At 63.6% G+C, this 16,747-nt stretch carries 14 protein-coding genes; 8 read left to right on the top strand and 6 right to left on the bottom strand.

What is annotated here, in order from left to right:
- Nucleotides 1-10: 10 nt before the first annotated feature.
- Nucleotides 11-1,633 carry a glycosyl hydrolase family 79 N-terminal domain-containing protein gene (locus GSQ88_RS19560; protein ID WP_246784877.1) on the bottom strand — a complete coding sequence of 541 codons (1,623 nt, stop codon included), beginning with the start codon at nucleotides 1,631-1,633 and terminating at the stop codon, nucleotides 11-13.
- Nucleotides 1,634-1,727: 94 nt separating this feature from the next.
- Entirely contained in the window at nucleotides 1,728-2,714 is a 987-nt protein-coding gene (locus GSQ88_RS19555) for a DUF2155 domain-containing protein (RefSeq protein WP_159009350.1), read from the bottom strand.
- A gap of 238 nt (nucleotides 2,715-2,952) precedes the next feature.
- On the opposite strand from GSQ88_RS19555, the gene GSQ88_RS19550 reads away from it, so the two are divergent.
- From GSQ88_RS19550 to GSQ88_RS19530, 5 genes are all read left to right on the top strand, one after another.
- Nucleotides 2,953-3,732 (top strand): SDR family NAD(P)-dependent oxidoreductase, encoded by a 780-nt coding sequence (locus GSQ88_RS19550; protein ID WP_159009349.1) that lies wholly within the window; start codon nucleotides 2,953-2,955, stop codon nucleotides 3,730-3,732.
- A gap of 49 nt (nucleotides 3,733-3,781) precedes the next feature.
- Nucleotides 3,782-4,729 (top strand): LipP1 family hormone-sensitive lipase, encoded by a 948-nt coding sequence (lipP1, locus tag GSQ88_RS19545; protein ID WP_159009348.1) that lies wholly within the window; start codon nucleotides 3,782-3,784, stop codon nucleotides 4,727-4,729.
- Between the two features lie 81 nt (nucleotides 4,730-4,810).
- On the top strand, nucleotides 4,811-5,122 hold the full coding sequence (locus GSQ88_RS19540) for a hypothetical protein (protein ID WP_159009347.1): 312 nt from the start codon (nucleotides 4,811-4,813) through the stop codon (nucleotides 5,120-5,122).
- A gap of 234 nt (nucleotides 5,123-5,356) precedes the next feature.
- Nucleotides 5,357-6,595, top strand: a complete 1,239-nt coding sequence (locus tag GSQ88_RS19535; protein WP_159009346.1) for a cation:proton antiporter — start codon at nucleotides 5,357-5,359, stop codon at nucleotides 6,593-6,595.
- A gap of 257 nt (nucleotides 6,596-6,852) precedes the next feature.
- A complete protein-coding gene (locus GSQ88_RS19530) occupies nucleotides 6,853-8,049 on the top strand; it encodes an ABC transporter substrate-binding protein (RefSeq protein ID WP_159009345.1) in 1,197 nt (398 codons plus the stop codon).
- A gap of 363 nt (nucleotides 8,050-8,412) precedes the next feature.
- On the opposite strand, the gene GSQ88_RS19525 is transcribed toward GSQ88_RS19530, so the two are convergent.
- Both GSQ88_RS19525 and GSQ88_RS19520 read right to left on the bottom strand, forming a co-directional pair.
- Nucleotides 8,413-8,871, bottom strand: a complete 459-nt coding sequence (locus tag GSQ88_RS19525; protein WP_159009510.1) for a VOC family protein — start codon at nucleotides 8,869-8,871, stop codon at nucleotides 8,413-8,415.
- Between the two features lie 248 nt (nucleotides 8,872-9,119).
- Complete coding sequence (locus GSQ88_RS19520) at nucleotides 9,120-10,058, bottom strand: GlxA family transcriptional regulator (RefSeq protein ID WP_159009344.1); 939 nt, start codon at nucleotides 10,056-10,058, stop codon at nucleotides 9,120-9,122.
- 120 nt (nucleotides 10,059-10,178) lie between these two features.
- On the opposite strand from GSQ88_RS19520, the gene GSQ88_RS19515 reads away from it, so the two are divergent.
- Nucleotides 10,179-10,865: a DJ-1/PfpI family protein gene (locus GSQ88_RS19515; protein ID WP_159009343.1), complete on the top strand. Its 687-nt coding sequence runs from the start codon at nucleotides 10,179-10,181 to the stop codon at nucleotides 10,863-10,865.
- A gap of 336 nt (nucleotides 10,866-11,201) precedes the next feature.
- Here GSQ88_RS19515 and GSQ88_RS19510 read toward each other — a convergent pair whose 3' ends face one another.
- On the bottom strand, nucleotides 11,202-11,615 hold the full coding sequence (locus GSQ88_RS19510; RefSeq protein ID WP_159009342.1) for an NADH:ubiquinone oxidoreductase subunit NDUFA12: 414 nt from the start codon (nucleotides 11,613-11,615) through the stop codon (nucleotides 11,202-11,204).
- 299 nt (nucleotides 11,616-11,914) lie between these two features.
- Here GSQ88_RS19510 and GSQ88_RS19505 point away from each other — a divergent pair, with 299 nt between their 5' ends.
- Together GSQ88_RS19505 and GSQ88_RS19500 are read left to right on the top strand one after the other, a co-directional pair.
- Nucleotides 11,915-12,409 (top strand): BA14K family protein, encoded by a 495-nt coding sequence (locus GSQ88_RS19505; RefSeq protein ID WP_159009341.1) that lies wholly within the window; start codon nucleotides 11,915-11,917, stop codon nucleotides 12,407-12,409.
- A gap of 684 nt (nucleotides 12,410-13,093) precedes the next feature.
- Nucleotides 13,094-15,340, top strand: a complete 2,247-nt coding sequence (locus GSQ88_RS19500) for a CHASE3 domain-containing protein (RefSeq protein ID WP_159009340.1) — start codon at nucleotides 13,094-13,096, stop codon at nucleotides 15,338-15,340.
- A 29-nt stretch (nucleotides 15,341-15,369) separates the two neighbouring features.
- Here the strand turns inward: GSQ88_RS19500 and GSQ88_RS19495 are convergent, their stop codons facing one another.
- Nucleotides 15,370-16,269 carry a DMT family transporter gene (locus tag GSQ88_RS19495; RefSeq protein ID WP_159009339.1) on the bottom strand — a complete coding sequence of 300 codons (900 nt, stop codon included), beginning with the start codon at nucleotides 16,267-16,269 and terminating at the stop codon, nucleotides 15,370-15,372.
- Nucleotides 16,270-16,747 lie beyond the last annotated feature (478 nt).

The raw sequence follows: 16,747 nt of genomic DNA, 5'->3' as shown, positions 1-16,747 counted from the left end.
CCCCGTTGGTTCATGCCGGCTGGCGACAGGCGCGGTTTGCCGCCGCGGGAATGGCCAGGAAGGTGATGGTGGCGGGGGCGAAGTTCGCGATGCCGGCGGCCACTGGCATGCCCCTGATATCGGGTAGTCCACCGCGCGGGTCGAGCGCGAGCGTGGTGCCGTTGAGCCTGATCTCGGCATCGTTCAGATCGGCGGCGTCCAGCGTATAGCGCAGCGAGGCGTTGGCCAGCATGAGCTGGTGCGGCGCGGCGCGATCGGTGTTGATGACCAGCAGCGAGACGCCGCCCGGCACAGCGCTTTGGCAATGCGCGTAGACATCAAGGCCAGTGTGAGACGGCACGCCGGCGTCGAGCACGGTGGTTCCCATCAATCGTCGCCACAGCAGCGCGCCCCAATATTTCGGCCTCGGTTGCAGCGTGTTTTCATCGAGCAAGCCATAATCGCTCGCCGCCAGCGTGTTGTGCATGACGATCTGCACGCCTGCTCGCGCCAGCCGTCCAAGCTGATCGAGATAGCGTAATGTATCCACAAAGCTCGTCGCCCACGGATTGCCGCCGCAGGCAGCATCCGCGGTCTCCGTCAGCCAGATCGGCTTGCCGGGCGCGAAGCGGTCGCGCAGCGCTTTGTTCGAGGCCAGCGCACGATCGGTGCCCGAGAGCCAGTCTTGCGAAAGGGCGGCTTCCGGCGTGGCGTTGCCGTGGCATCGCGCCGACAGCGCGCCGTAGTAATGATAGGAAAACGCATCGAGGCCCGGACCGGACGCCGCCAGCAACCGCGATGCGGTCGCGGAATCGCCGATGGTGCCGGGACCCAGGATCAGGGTGTCCGGCGTCGTGCGCTTGAGCAGCGAACGGAAGCGCCTAAAATCCCGTCCGTAAGCGTCGGCATCGTAGCCCGCGGGTGCGCCGCCCATCGCGGCGAGATCCGGCTCGTTCATGAATTCGGCGGCGGCGATCTTTCCGCCGATCGCACCGGTATAGCCGATCAGGCGCCGCGCCTGATCCGGTGTCCAGCTTCCGGCCGCATCGCGGCTGCCGGTGCTGATGGCGAACGAGGTCACGATCCTGGCGTCCACGGCGCGGGCGAACTCAATTACGTTGTGCCATTCCGCGCGGGTCAGGATGCCGCCAAATCCGGCCGGCGGCAGCGCTGGCGGTTTGTCCTGGTCGGCAAAATAGGTGGTGTTGGCCCAGGTGCCGCTGATCCTGACATAGGCAGGTCCGAGCGCTGCCGCGAGCCTACGCAGCCGCGCCGCGGTCAGGTCGATCGGCCGCCGATATTGAAACAGCTTCGCATCGACCCCCAACGGCGTTTGCGATCCGGACACTGCGGGCGCGTCATCTGCGCGCGACTGATAGGGCCGCCAAAATCGCCCGCCGGTGATTTCGACCATTTCGATGTTGTAGGATTGGAAGCGCTGATCGACCGTACCGATGCGCGGCATGCTGGAGGGGTTGACGGACGGCACGTCGGCCGCGGGATCTGCGAGACTTGGAAGCGGCCAGAACAGCAGCGCTAATGCGACATGAAAGCGCCGCCTGAAGCCGAAGCGCCTCGTGATGGCAGCATGGCGCGCAGGCGAGCACGATCCAGTTTGCAATGGGCGCATCATGATCGATCGTATGACGGACATGTTTGCCGTCCAATCCACGCAGCGTTCGACCTGCACGCGCCGCGCGGCCCTTCACGCCGAACGCTTAGACGTCGTGAAGCGAACTCGAACGCTCTTACTGCCGGAAAATCCCGAACAAGCCGCCGTTTTGCTGCGGCGGGGGCGGCGGCGGAGGCTGCTGTTGTTGGGTCTGCTGCTGCACCGGCGGCGGTGGTGGACGCGGGGCCTGTCGCGGTGCCGCGCGCTTTTGCGCCGGCGGCGGCGCGGCGGCCGGTTTCGGCGTATCGGGCTGCGCGCTGACGATGGTGGTCTCGGGGCCTTTGCAGTCGGTCAGCCAGATATCATAGATCGGATGCTCGACACCGTGCAGGCCGGGGCTTGCCGCGAACATCCAGCCGGAAAAGATCCGCTTCACCTCGCCCTGCAGCGTGATCTCGTCGACCTCGACAAAGGCATCGGTGTTGGCGGATTCGGTGGCCGGGCGGGTGTAGCAGGCGTCGGTCTTGACCCGCAGCGCGCCAAACTGAACGGTCTCGCCGATATCCTCGTCGAAATTGATGATGCGCCCGGTGATCTTGTCGAGGCCCGAAAAACTCGCCTTCTTGTTGATGATCTTCTGCGCCGGCGGCTCGGTGACGACCTCATCGCCCGGCTGCAGCGTCGGCGGCGCCTGCGGCACGCCCTTGGCCTGGCCCTGCCCCGGCTGCGCATTGCGCCCGGACGGCGCAACCGCGACTGCTCCGGGTCCCTGGCCGGGCTGCGGCGGTGTGACCGCGACGCCCGATGGCGCATTCTGCGGAATGATGGTGGTACCCGGCGGCGGCGCCAAGGGCTGCGACTGCACCGAGCCCGGCGCGGGAACACCCTGCGCCGGCGGCAGCGGCCGGTTGGGGGCTGGTAGCAGCCGGCCCTGCGGAAGTTCCGGAACCTCTTCCTCGTCGTCCGGTGCGGCCTGCTGATTGCCCCGGGGGACATTGCCGGGCGGGCGCGGCGCGGGATCGGAGAAAATATTGCCGATCTGCGCCCGCGCGGGCGGCGCAAGCGCAATCGATGTGGCGGCAAGCAAGGCCGCAAAGCCAGTCAGGGCAATGGTTCGAAGCATCTCGCGCGGCTTTAAAGGGCGAATCGGGCTAGGGCCATTGTAAAATTGATCAGCCCCCCAAGGGCAACCGGTTAACACGCCGAATACGGCGGGGAAAGGGCGGGTTATCCGCCTCAGCCGCCCCCACTGGTCAGCCCTGACGGCGCATGAAATAATCCAGATGATCAAAGCCGGTCGCGTCCCGCGCGCCGGCCATCAAAATCCGGGACAACCGGAACAACTGGGGAAACGTTAGGACATGCCCGATCGAATTCGTCTGGACGGCAAGGTCGCCGTCGTGACCGGCGCGGCCGGTATCATCGGCACCGCGACCATGCGGCTGTTGGCCGAACGCGGCGCGCGAATTGTCGCAGTCGACCGCAAGCGCGAGGACCTCTCCGCCGCGATCAAGGATCTGCCGCCCGCGGCCGAAGCGCTCGCCGTCACCGCCGATGTCACGCAGGAGGACGAGGTCGCCGGCTACGTCCAGGCCTGCCTCGACCGCTTCGGCACCATCGACGTGTTCTACAACAACGCCGGCGTCGAGGGCGACGTCAAGCCGATCACTGAGTATTCGCTTGAATCGTTTCGCCGGGTGCTCGACGTCAATGTGGTCGGCGTGTTCCTGGGGATGAAGCACGTGCTGCCGGTGATGCTGAAGAACGACAGCGGCAGCATCATCAACACCGCCTCGATCGCGGGCCTGGTGGGATCGCCGCACATCGCGGTGTACAGCGCCAGCAAGCATGCCGTGATCGGGCTGACCAAGAGCGCGGCGTGGGAATGCACCGCGACCGGCGTGCGCGTCAATTGCGTCTGCCCGGGCATGATCGACAGCCGGATGCTGAGCGCGATCATCGAGGGCCGCAATCCCGGCAACGCGCCGACCCCGAACGAAAAGATCGTCGAGCGTATTCCGGCGCGGCGGCTCGGCCACGCTTCCGAAGTCGCCTCGATCGTGGCGTTCCTGGCCTCCGACGAAGCAAGCTATGTCTCGGGCTCGGCCTATACCGTGGACGGCGGCCGCACGGCTGCCTGACGCTTGGATTCAATCGTAGAGTTTTGCCAACCCAAAAGGTTTTGCCAGCATGCCCGTTGTACTCGATGCCGATTCCGCCGCGGTCTACAAAGCGTTCCAGGAGGCGGGACGCCCGGCCTACGAGACGTTGACCCCGTCCGAGGCGCGCACGTTCTATTTGCAGGCCTGCCCCGTCACCAATCCTGAGCCGCCCGAACTGAAGTCGGTTGCGGCGCTTTCGATCCCCTCCCCGGCGGGCGCCATTCCCGCGCGCATCTACAGGCCGATCAAGCTGCGGCAAGCCAATGGCCTCGCGCCGTGCCTGGTGTTCTTTCACGGCGGCGGCTGGGTGATCGGCGATCTCGACTCGCACGACGTGGTGTGTCGCAAGCTCGCCCATGAAGGCGAACTGATCGTGATCTCGGTCGATTACCGGCTGGCGCCCGAGCACAAGTTTCCCGCCGCGGTCGATGATGCGATCAATGCGACGACATGGATCGCCGGCAACGCCGCATCGCTCGGCATCGACGCATCGCGGCTGATGGTCGGCGGCGACAGTGCCGGCGGCAATCTCGCCGCGGTGGTCGCGCTATCGGCGCGCGACGGCAACGGTCCTGGGATCGCCGGTCAGGTACTGATCTACCCCGCGACCGACTTCGCGATGACCCATCCCTCGCATCGCGAACCCGAGACCAGCATTCTCCTGACCCACACGGTTATAAAATGGTTCCGCGATCATTATCTCAACAGCGCAGCCGACGGCCAGGACTGGCGCGCCTCGCCGGCCCGCGCCAAAACACTGGCGGGGCTGCCGCCGGCCTATGTGCTCACGGCAGGCGCCGACCCGCTGCGCGACGAAGGCAATGAATACGCCGCGCGCCTGAAAGATTCCGGCGTCGCCGTGACGTACCGGACCTTCCCCGGCCAATTCCACGGCTTCTTCACCATGGGAAAATTGCTGCAACAGGCCAACGTCGCCGCCAGCGACATCGGGGTCTGGTTGAGGACGTTGAACTGACCGCTTCAGACCAGATTACGTTTGCGTAACCGATCGAACTTACCCGTGGCGGGCGCCGACAGATGTTCACAGGAGAACATCATGCGTGCCCTCATCATCATCCCGGCCCTGCTCATAAGCACGCTCTCAGCGAACGCCACCATCATGTACCACTACCATGATGTGCGAAACCGCCAACAGCACGACAGCAGTGATACCGCGACCGAGAAATGCGATCCCTTACACCAGCAGGCTTACGAGAGCCGTGCCTTCAACAGTTGCATGCTGGCGCACGGCTGGCGGTTCAACTACATTGAGCACATACAGGACGACGACTCATCTTCCGATGCGTATGTTCCTCACGCGGCGCAGTTCGATTCCAACGGGGCTTTGATTCCAGGATCTGACCGATAATTTTGGACCGCCAAACCAAACTCCATTGGTGTCAGAGCGCGCGGATCACGGAAGGCCTCGATCGCGCAAGCAACTCGTCCGCGTTGGCACGCGACATTCATGGCGTCCCCCTCATAAGACTGTCAGTTGCCGGCCGCTGGCGCGCTTGCCAAGTCGTGGCGTGTCAGGCAGCGTTGTTGTGGGCGGATTGTCGTCTGACGAGATGACATCCGCATCAACTTTTTGGACCGCCCATTGGAAACTTCCGCCTCCATCGAAATCGCCAGGCATATTTTGCTGTCATGCGGCCTCATTCTGGCCGTAGGCACGCTCGCCGCCTTTGTCGCGCAGAAGATCAGGATTCCCGACGTCGCGGTGTTTCTGGTGGTCGGCATCGCGCTCGGCCCGCAGGCGCTGGGACTGATCGACATCAAGGCCGACTCTGCGCTGAACGAGATCATCCTGTTGTTCGGCGCCAGCTACATCCTGTTCGATGGCGGCGCAGCGTTGCGCCTGCAAGTCCTGAAACAGGTCTGGATCACCATTGTCGTGATCGCCACAATTGGCGTGCTGATCACCGCCGGCATCACCGGCATTGCCGCTCATTTCATTCTCGGTATTCCGCTCGGCGTGGCGGCGCTGCTGGCCGCCACCATCGCCTCGACCGATCCGGCGACGCTGGTGCCGATTTTCCGCCAGGTCCGAATTCGCGACCGGGTGGCGCAGACCGTGATGAGCGAATCCGCGTTCAACGACGCGATGGCTGCGATCCTGACTTTCACGGTGCTGGCGGTCGCGATCGGAGGTGAAAAATTCTCGCTGACGGATTCGATCGTCGATCTTCTCAAGCAATCCGTCATCGGCATCGTCGCCGGCATTGCGCTTGGCTACTTCGCCGCGCTGCTGATCGCCCACGAAAAATGGGCCTTCCTGGCCGAATATGCGCCGGTCGTCACGCTGGCCGCGGTGATCGCCGCCTATTTCGCCGCCGACGGTTTGCAGGCCTCAGGCTTCATGGCGGTGTTCGTATTCGGTATCATGCTCGGTAACAAGGAGACGTTCGGCTTCAAGATGGAGGCCGGCGAAGCGCAAAAGCTCGACGAATTCGTTTCGACCACGGCGTTCATCATGCGCCTGTTCATTTTCATCCTGCTTGGCACGCAGGTCGATTTCGTGCTGATCGGCCAGCACTGGCTCAAGGGCATCGCCGTCGTCGCCGTGCTGATGCTGGTGGCGCGCCCGGCGACGGTGTTTTTGTGCGCGTTGCCGGACCGTCGCGCGCGCTGGAGCTCTCGCGAGATGCTGTTCATGTGCTGGACCCGCGAGACCGGTGTCATCCCAGCCGCACTGGCCGGCCTGCTGCTCGGCATGAAGGCCCCGGGCGCGCCGATGATCGCCTCCGTCACCTTCATCGCGATCCTGATGACGATCCTGATCCAGGCCACGACGACGGAATGGCTCGCACGCAAGCTCGGGCTGTTGGAGACGGATTAGAGCCAAGACTCATTTGCGGGCTCACTCGTACCCAACCAAAGGCAGATCGCTTCGTGCCGCGAGCGACGGCAGCAAATCCCCCGCAATCGACGTTGGCTGATTCAAACCTCGCATGGAGTGGGGTTCACACCGTCATGACAGCGCTGCCTTCACCGTGGTTTGATTTGCCTCGGAAGACATAGGGTAATCTGTCTCCAGCGTTCGGCAGGCTGCAAAGCGCAACTTGCCTCCTATTATCGCGATCAGAAGGATGTCGCATGATCTCTAAATCGATGGTTTGCCTGTTGGCGGCTACGGCACTCAGCGGCATCGCTCATGCGGCGGATCCGGCGCCGATCCGCATCACCGTGATCTCGGATCTGAACGACGATCTGTACGACGCGCGATCGGGCCGTGGCGGAGTGGATGCGACGCGGATGGCGGTTGCCGATTTCGGCGGCTCCGTACTCGGCCGACCCGTATTGGTCGATGCGCTCAACGATCACAACAAAGGGGCAGAGGCACCTGCGCTCGCCAGGCAAGCCTATGATGCCGGCGCCGACCTGCTGATGGATGTGCAGAACTCGCCGATCGCAACCGAAATCTCCAAGGTGGCCACCGAGCGACGAAAGCTCGCGATCAGCACCATCGCGGCTAACCCTGCCCTCAGCCGTGCCGCTTGCAGCAAGTATTTCTACCACTACTCGTTCGACCTGCCTTCCATCACGACGGCAACCGCGAATTACCTGATGGCACAGCCCCAAAACAAGCGTTGGGCGACGATTGCCGAGGACACCGGCTTCGGCAAAGGCGGCGCGGCGCTGATGTCCCCCATCGTTGTCGCGCATGGCGGCGAGGTCGTTAAATCCGTCGTCGTAGCCGCCCAGAACACCGAGCAGGATTTTTCGGCCGCCCTCGGCGACATCAGCGGTCTCAGTCCCGATGTGGTTGCGGTGTTCGATGACGCGGCAAAGGGCGACGTCGGGATCACGGTCCTCACAAAGGCTGGGCTGAAAGCAACCATCACGACGGCGCTGCTGTATCTTTCCGACGTGGACCGGGTCAAAGACGGCTATGCGGGGGTTGTGGCCGCCGTGCCGTGGTACTGGAACCTGGACCCCGCGGCCCGCGCCTGGTCCGACCGGTTTACCAGCAGTCACAACGGGCTTCGGCCTACCGCCGCTCAGGCGGCCGACTACTCCGCAACGTTGCAATGGCTGAACGCGGTCAAAACCGCGGGCACCACGGAATCCGATGCCGTGATCCACGCGCTGGACGGGCACAAATTCGATGACATGTTCGCGCATGGCGGCGAGTTCCGCGCCAGCGACCACATGGTGATGCACGACCTTTACATTGCCAAGGTCAAAAGCTCGGCGCAGCTCACCGAGCCGCATGCCTGGTACGAGATACTTTCAACCATCCCGGCGGCGACGGCATTTCCCGCCGGTACAGAGTGCAAAATGCCGCTCTAGTCTGGCTCGCAAAAGTCTGGCTCGCAAAAGACCTGCAAGCTTTCACGGCTCGCCGCCGCCCGCACCGCCGTTGCAATGATCGCAACGATAGCTCGCGCGCAAGCTCTGGCTGTTGGAGACGAATTAGAACCAGGGCTCATTTGCACGAAGTCCAACGCTGGATTCGATGAAGGCTCGACATGCCGGCCGACGCCAGCGAAATCCGTTATTGCTGGAGACGGAAATAATCGGGCTGAACCAAACCGGGCGGACTTGAACACGGCCGGAGAATCCCAGGGGTGACGGGGTCTGGCGTGCTTGGAAATGCGGCTGAAGCGCCCCAACGGGGCGCCTCTCAATATCCCGGCAGCAAGCCGTCCAGAGTTATCCGGGATTATTCGAAGCTCCACCTGCGAACGCCGCTTCGAGGTCGGCGATGATGATTTTGCGCATTTTCAACATTGCCTGCATAGCGCGATTGGCTTTGTTGCGATCGGAGTCACCTAGAAAGCGGCCGAGCGCGGTCGGTACGACTTGCCAGGAAAGGCCGAATTTGTCCTTGAGCCATCCGCAATTGCCTTCCTCTCCACCATCCGCGGTTAGTCGGTCCCAAAAGTAATCCACCTGCTCTTGGCTTTCGACGCTGATGAAGAAAGAAACCGCCTCGTTGAATCTGTACTTTGGTCCGCCGTTGAGGGCATTAAACCGTTGTCCTTCGAGCTCGAAGGTCGCCATAAAATCATTGACGTTTTCGACCTTGGCGTTGGGAAACACCGATTTGTAAAAGGCCACAGCCTGAGGAACGTTGTTATCGAACCAGAGGAACGGTGTAATTGAAGTCATTCTGAGGGTCCTGACTATTTTTGGTTCCGAATGAGCCGATGGCTCGCCCGGAAGACGAACCAGGGTCCCGCAATCCGACATCGAGCGGCATTCTTTTGAAGATTCTTCGGTATCCGCCTCATATCCAGACGGCAGGGCAACCTCGGCCTCTGGCCGTGGCATTTCGGACCTCCCGCGAAGTCCGGCTCCGCAATGCGCAACAAAGCGACGGCCGCCGACCAACTGAATTGATCGGCTCCCGCCCCCAGCTAACCCGCCCTCGCCGCTCGCCGCAGCGATTGCGGCGGCTGGCCGAACGCGCGGATGAAGGCGCGGCGCATCCGTTCCGGATCGCGAAAGCCGGTGGTCTCGGCAACGCGTTCGATCGCCTCGCTGGAGGATTGCACCTGCTGGCGCGCCACTTCGACCCGCAGCCGCTCCACCGCCTTTGACGGCGTGGTGCCGGTCTCGGCGATGAAGGCGCGGGCAAAATGCCGCGTGCTCATGCCGGCCTGCTCGGCCAACGCTTCCACCGTCAGCGGCGCATCGAGGTGCTCGCGCGCCCAGCTCAAGAGCGGCCCGAACCGCCCCGACGGCGCCTTCAATTCCAGCAGCGAGGAGAATTGCGACTGGCCGCCGCTGCGGCGATGATAGAGCACGAGCTGGCGCGCGGCCTTCTTGGCAATCTCGTCGCCGAGATCTTCCGCAACCATCGCCAGCGCGAGGTCGATGCCGGCTGAGATCCCGGCCGAACTCCAGATATCGCCATCGCGCACGAAGATCTGGTCGGGCTCCAGTTTCACCTTGGGATACTGGCTGAGGAATTGCCGCGTGCGCTGCCAATGCGTGGTGGCTCTGCGGCCGTCGAGCAGGCCGGCTTCGGCAAGGATAAACGCGCCCGAGCAGACGCTGGCGATGCGGACGCCGCGTTTGGCCATCGCGCGCAGGAAGCCGAGCGTCTTGTCGCATTTCGACGCATCGTTGACGCCGCTGCCACCGGCCACAATCAGCGTGCTGATCGCCGTGGACGGCCGAAAACCTCGCGCCAGCAATTCGACCCCGGCCGAACTGCGCACTGGCCCCGGCACAGCCGCGATCGTCCTGATCGATGGCGCCGCGCCGGCCAGACGGCTGGCGATCTCGAACACCGAAATCGGGCCGGCGGCGTCGAGCAACTGAAAGTCGGGAAACACCAGAACGCCGATCATGACGAGGCCTCGGGGGTGCGCGTCTCTAAATGAGGGAAATATGTCATTTCAGACATCAGACGATCATGCCAGAATGGCGTGGTCAAGCAAAACCTCGCCAGCAACATTTGGAGCTCTCGTATGTCCGCCCCACTTCAGATCGGCCTCGTGATTTTTCCAAAGGTGACCCAGCTCGACATGACCGGGCCGTTGCAGGTGTTTTCAAGCCTGCCCGGCGCCAAGGTGCATCTGATCTGGAAGCGCATCGAGCCGGTCGCGAGCGACGCGGTGCTGACGCTGACGCCGACGATCACCTTCGCCGACTGCCCGCAGCTCGACGTGATCTGCGTCCCCGGCGGCGCCGGCACCGACGACATGGTCAACGACGAGGAGATGCTCGACTTCCTGCGCCGCCAGGCCGACGGCGCCAAATACATCACCTCGGTCTGCACCGGATCGCTGGTGCTGGGCGCGGCCGGTTTGCTGCGCGGTTATCGCGCCACGACGCATTGGACGGCGATGGAGTTCCTCGGCGAGTTTGGTGCGGTGCCGACCAAGAGCCGCGTCGTTGTCGACCGCAACCGCGTGACCGGCGGCGGCGTCACCGCCGGAATCGATTTCGCGCTGACATTGGTGTCGATCCTGGTCGACCGCCCCACCGCCGAGGCGATTCAGTTGCGACTCGAATATAATCCGGCGCCGCCGTTCAACGCCGGCTCGCCCGACGCCGCGCCGCCGGACGTTCTGGCGCGGATGCAGGAAAGGATCGCCGTCACCCAGCCACGCCGCAGCGAAGCCATCCACCGCGCCGCCGCGCGATTGGGATAACTTAGGTTCGAAACAACTTCATCCCATGAAAATGAAAAAGGCCGCCTGGTTTCCCAGACGGCCTTTCCTGTCCTACGGTGGCGCCACATTGACGGGCGATTTCAGAACCTCTGCGCCGGGGGCCTATCTCCCAGCCGTATCCTGATCGGGTGCCGCTGCAAATCGGGGCAGTCGCGAACTGTTGCCCGAACCGATGCGATGGTCTCCCATCTCCGTAAGATGTCCCATTGAGCCGCGATGCCGTCGCAAGCGCAAGCACGCTCCAACGTTCGGCGACAGATGTCCCCGCTGTTCCCGTTGTTCACAGGCTGATCGAGTAAAAGGCGCGGCCGGAGATCAGTTACTACCCGGCGTCCACGGCTGGTAATCGCCGGTGGCCTTGGGACGGCGGCCGCTCGCCATGGTCGAGCCCGACGGACGGTAGGCCGCCGGTGTCCCGGTCATGTTCGGGATATGCGCCTTTTCCCATTCACGCGGAGTGTAGGCTTCTTCGGTCGGCGCGACATCGACGGTGTGATGCAGCCAGCCATGCCAGGACGGCGGCACCCGCGTCGCTTCGGCGTAGCCGTTATAGACCACCCAGCGCCGTTCGAAGCCGAGCGTCGGATCGATCTTGCGGCCCGCGGTGCGGAAATAGCGGTTGCCCTGCTCGTCCTCGCCCACCAGTTCGCCGAACCGCCATGTCCACAATTGGGTGCCAAAGGTCTGGCCGTTCCACCACGTGAACATCTTCAGGAAAAACTGCTTCATCAGAGCATGGCCGGTTCGAGGATCGCCTGCGCTCCTGATGCCATCCGCGCGCCGAAAAGTCCAGTTCACGCCGAAAAGCCCCGTTGAAGTGCCGCGATTAGATCTTCCAGGCGACGTGCTCTTTTGGGCGACCTGCGAACCGTCGCCCGCGGTGACGAATTGTCGCGGAATCCCGACAATTCGTTCATTTTACTTACAGTTCAGACCTGACAGCCTGATCGTCGCGCACAATTGGGTGCGAGGCCGGGGAACTGCCGCCCGTCGAGCGGGTTGGCGTGTCCCGCCACTGGAGCCTGATCATGAACCGTCTTAAAGTTTTGAGTGCCGCAGCCGTGATGGCTTTGGTGCTGCCTGTCCTGATGCCCCAAGCCAGCTTCGCTCAGGCGCCGGGCCACGCGGGCGCTGCTCGCGGCGGCGGCCATCCCGGCGGCGGTTTCCGCCCCGGTGGCGGCGGCGGGCGTCCTGGTGGTGGTGGTGGCCCGCGCTTTAACGGCGGCGGCTATCGCGGCGGTGGCGGCTACCACGGCGGTGGAGGCGGTGCCCTGATTGGCGGTGCGATCGCCGGCGCGGTGATCGGTGGCGCCATCGCGTCACAGGGCTACGGCCCCGGCTATTACGCGCCCGCTCCCGGTCCCGCCTATTATGACAACGGCTATGATGACGGCGCAGTCGCGGTTGCGCCGGCGCCCGGCGGCGACGATTCGGTGTCGTATTGCATGCAGACCTACCGCTCCTATGACCCGCGTTCCGGAACCTATATGGGCAATGACGGCTACCGGCATCCCTGCCCGTAACCACGGATTCCGCATAGAGCTCTTTTGTTTTGACGCGTTTTCTTCACGCGAACCGGTGCCCACGGAGCCTGTCATCGGGCGCGCATTCGCGCGACCCGTTGGCTCGAAAACGCTATAGATGAGACTTCGATGAGAGAGGACGGCGCATTCGTTGCGCCGTCCTTTTTCGTGCAATTATTTTTCATGCAGCCTGAGATGTGGCCCGACGCGGCGCTGGCGATTTTGTCCAATCTAAACTTCGTGAGGTTGGCATCGGGGAACCTCGATCTGCTATGCATTCTAGCGTGCAGACGCATCGACCCATTTCGGCCCTAATTGCCGAAAGACGACATGATTCTGTCGCATCGAAAATTCCGCGCCGGGTTCCGCTCGGTTGCCTCTGGGGGAAATTGATAAGTGCCGCGTGCTCTCGTGGTCGACGACGACGCAATGGTTCAATTGGCCGTTGAAGTCCGCCTCAGCGGCGAACCGCGAGTTGCGACAGTATGCCGATCGATATCTCACCCTCGTCCGATTTTGTCGAAATGATCCTTCAACCCGGTGCAACGCTTCGCCCGCGCAAGCCGTTCACTCCACCAAACGCGCCGTCCACGGCCCTTAACCGATGTCTGAGAAAACCGATTGCGAACGCTCGTCTCGCCCAGTGAATTCCAACGGCAACGTCGACGTGGAAATCCCCCGACGGTGGTGTCGCAGCGTGCCGTTCTGGGGACAGGCCTTGCGATCCTGTTGATCATCAGCGCCGCCTCGATCGGCCTTGACGTCAAGTCGCGATCCGATGCGATCTGGGTCGATCACACCCTGGCCGCGTTGCAGAAATTTTCCGATATGCGATTTCTGATCAGCCGCGCCGTGAGCGCCTCGCGCGGCTTTCTGCTCAGCAACAATCCAAATTACGTCGCGGAATTCAACGAAACCCGCGACCGGATCGGGCCGGCGCTGAATGAGCTGATCGAGTCCACCAACGACAATGCGGTCCAGACGCGACTATTGGAAAACACCCGGGAACTGATTGCGCGCCGGCTTGCGGTCAGCGGTGAACTGGTTCGGCTGCACACGGCGGGCGACAGCGCGGGCATCGCGGCACTGAACGCCAAGTCCGAAGGCCGGGCGGCGATGGACGCGATCAGCGCCAATTTCGACAGGCTCGCGGCCGAGGAACAACGGCTGCTCGCGATCCGATCGGCGGCTTCGCGCCAGACCCGAATCGTTCTGCTGGGGATCGATCTGGTCGGCGCGCTGTTGATCCTGCTGCTTGCCGCGATCCTGATCCGCGACGTCCGCCGCTCGAGCCGAACGATGGAGACCTCGCTGAGCGCCTCCAGGGCCGAAAACGAAACCCTTGAAGCGGCGGTCGCCGAGCGCACCGAGCACTTGCTGGCCGCGCATGAAGAGCTTCGCCACTCGTCCTCGGTGTTGCAAGGCACCTTCAACAGCATGGCGGAAGCCGTGCTGGTGATCGACACCAAGGGCATCATCGTGCTGGCGAACGCGGCAGCGCAAACCGTACTGACCTACCGGCCCGGCATGAACATCGCGCAGTTGGGCAAGACCGCCGTGGTTTACCGCGGCGACGGCACAACGCCGATGCCTGCGGATGAACTGCCGTCGTCGTGTGCGCTCCGCGGCGAACATTTCGACGGCAAGGAAATGATCTCGCATCGGCACGGCAGCGGCGAGATCGTTCATCTCGTGGTGTCGGGCGCGCCGCTGCACGACGCCTCCGGCGCGATCAGCGGGGCAGCACTGGTCTATCACGACATCACGGCCGCCCGCGACACCGAGCGCCTGCTGCAACAGGCCCAGAAGCTGGATGCGATCGGAAAACTCACCGGCGGCGTCGCCCACGACTTCAACAACATGCTGACGGTGATCACCGGCACCACCGAAACACTGGTGGCGGAGCTTGCGCGCCAGCCGGAGCTGCAAAGCGTGGCCCGACTGATCGACGACGCCGCCGAGCGCTGCGCCGAACTGATCAAGCATCTGCTCGCCTTCGCGCGCAAGCAGACGCTGCAACCGCGCAACGTCGATATCAACCATGCGGTTCTCGATATCGAAAAACTGCTGCGCCCCACCCTCGGCGAGCAGATCGAGATCGAGACCATCCTGGAGCGCGGCAACACCACGTCGCATATCGACCCGTCGCAACTCGCCAACTCCGTGCTCAACATGGCGATCAACGCCCGCGATGCGATGCCGGACGGCGGCAAGCTGCTGCTGGAGACGCGCAATGTCGTGCTCGACGAGGCCTACGCCGAGGCCAATGCGGATATGCGGCCGGGCCCCTACGTGATGCTCGCGGTCAGCGATACCGGCACCGGCATGCCGGCCGACATCCGCGACAAGGTGTTCGAGCCGTTCTTCACCACCAAGGAAGTCGGCAAAGGCTCCGGCCTCGGATTGAGCATGGTGTACGGGTTCGTCAAGCAATCCGGCGGCCACATCAAGATCTACAGCGAGCCCGGCCACGGCACCACGATCCGGCTTTATCTGCCGCCCGCCGCCGCGGGCGCGGATGCCGCACTGCCTGCCGCCGCGCCGATCGCCGGCGGCAGCGAGACCATCCTGGTGGTCGAGGACGATCCGCTGGTGCGCAATTTCGTGGTAGCCCAGCTCCACGGCCTCGGCTACCGGACCATCGCCGCCGCCGACAGCCGCACCGCGATGGCGCTGGTCGAGAACGGCGAGCCGTTCGACCTGCTGTTTACCGATGTCATCCTGTCCGGCGGCATGACCGGCCGCCAACTGGCCGAAGCGGTGGCCAAGCATCGCCCCGGATTGAAGGTGCTCTACACCTCGGGCTACACCGACAACTCGATCGTGCACCATGGCCGGCTCGATCACGGCGTGCTGCTGCTGACCAAACCTTATCGCAAGGCGCAACTGGCCCAGATGATACGCCAGGCGCTGAAGGGCCAAACGAGTTAGGAGCTAGCCTCGCGGTCGTTGCGTGCGGTTCAGGACAGCGCCGCCAGCGCGACGCCGCCCACCGTTAGAGCCAGCGCTGCGATCTGGGTGATGCCGAACGGCTCGTGCAGCGTCAGCGCGGAGACCACCACGCCGATCACCGGCACCGCCATGGTGCCGATCGCCGCCACCGAGGCCGGCAGCCGCGCCAACGCGCCGAACCAGGTGATGTAGCAAAGGCAAAACGCGATCGCGACCGAGTAGAACATCAACAGCCAGACCAACGGGGTCAGCGCCGCCGGAGGCGTGGTCTCTATCAGTAGCCCCGCGATCGCCACCGGCAGGCAGCCGAGGCCAACCTGCCAGGCCGCGGCCGAAAACGGCGGCAGCTGCAAGGGGCGTTTCTTGGAGAGCACGGTGCCGAGCGCAAACCCGATCGCACCCGCCAGCGCCAGCAGGATGCCCGGCAGTTGGGCCGCACTCGCCGCCAGCCCATTGCCGCCCATGATGGTGGCGAGCCCGCCGAATGCCAGCACCAGCGCGATCAGGCGCAACGGCGTCGGCCGCTCGCCGAGCACCGGCCAGGCCATGATCGCCGCCCATACCGGCATAGTGTAGGCGATCAAGGCGGTTTCGCTGGCCGGCAGCCAGAGCAACGCCAGCCCAATCAGCACCATCCAGCAGCCGACATTGAGCAGCGCGGCCAGCATCAGCCGCGGCCACAGCGCGCGCGGGACTTTCAGGCTTTGGCCCTGCGACCGCGCCAGCGCGGCAAGACACAGCGCGCCGACCACGCCGGTGCAGCCGCGCACCGTCAACGGCGGCAAGGTGGTGAGCAAATATTTGCTGACCGGCCAATTGAATCCCCAGCCGATCGAGGTGATGGCGAGGAAGATCAGTCCCGTGGGCGCAAGCCGCGCACGCGCGTGGGTCGGTTTTGATTCTGTCATGAAACTGCGATGGAGGATGGAATCGGCGTCACATTGCCGCTGATCGAGGCGTGATACCATCGCCGCAACGGCATGCCTGCCGCAACATCCCGTAGCGCTACGTGAGTCTCTGAAGTGCAATGCCCGGACCGCCCAAGGGCTGCAAAAAATACCTGCCCTGTGAACAGCGGGTGGAAGCCTTAATCCACACCCCGGAACAAATTTTTTCCGCTTGGGAATCCGTGAGGACTCACTGATACTTGGCCCCAACCGAGGCGCGGCCTGCCCCCTGGTTTCCTCCCTTTTCCACCATATTTAGTATTTGATTCAGGAACACGTACTAATCCTTGACGGGTGCAACGGAGTCGGCCTAGTTTTGGATGGTTCGGTGTCGGGTGGTTTTCAGTCCCGCCGAACTCCCTGACAGGGTTCCAGAATGAGCATTCCGAACGCCGGGTAAGGCACGGGTGATCGGGGCTGTTTGCTCCGAATTCTGAGC

The organism is Bradyrhizobium sp. S69 (assembly GCF_009766005.1).
In the GTDB taxonomy this organism is placed as follows: Bacteria; Pseudomonadota; Alphaproteobacteria; order Rhizobiales; family Xanthobacteraceae; genus Bradyrhizobium.
This window is presented reverse-complemented; position numbering and strand designations above follow the sequence as displayed.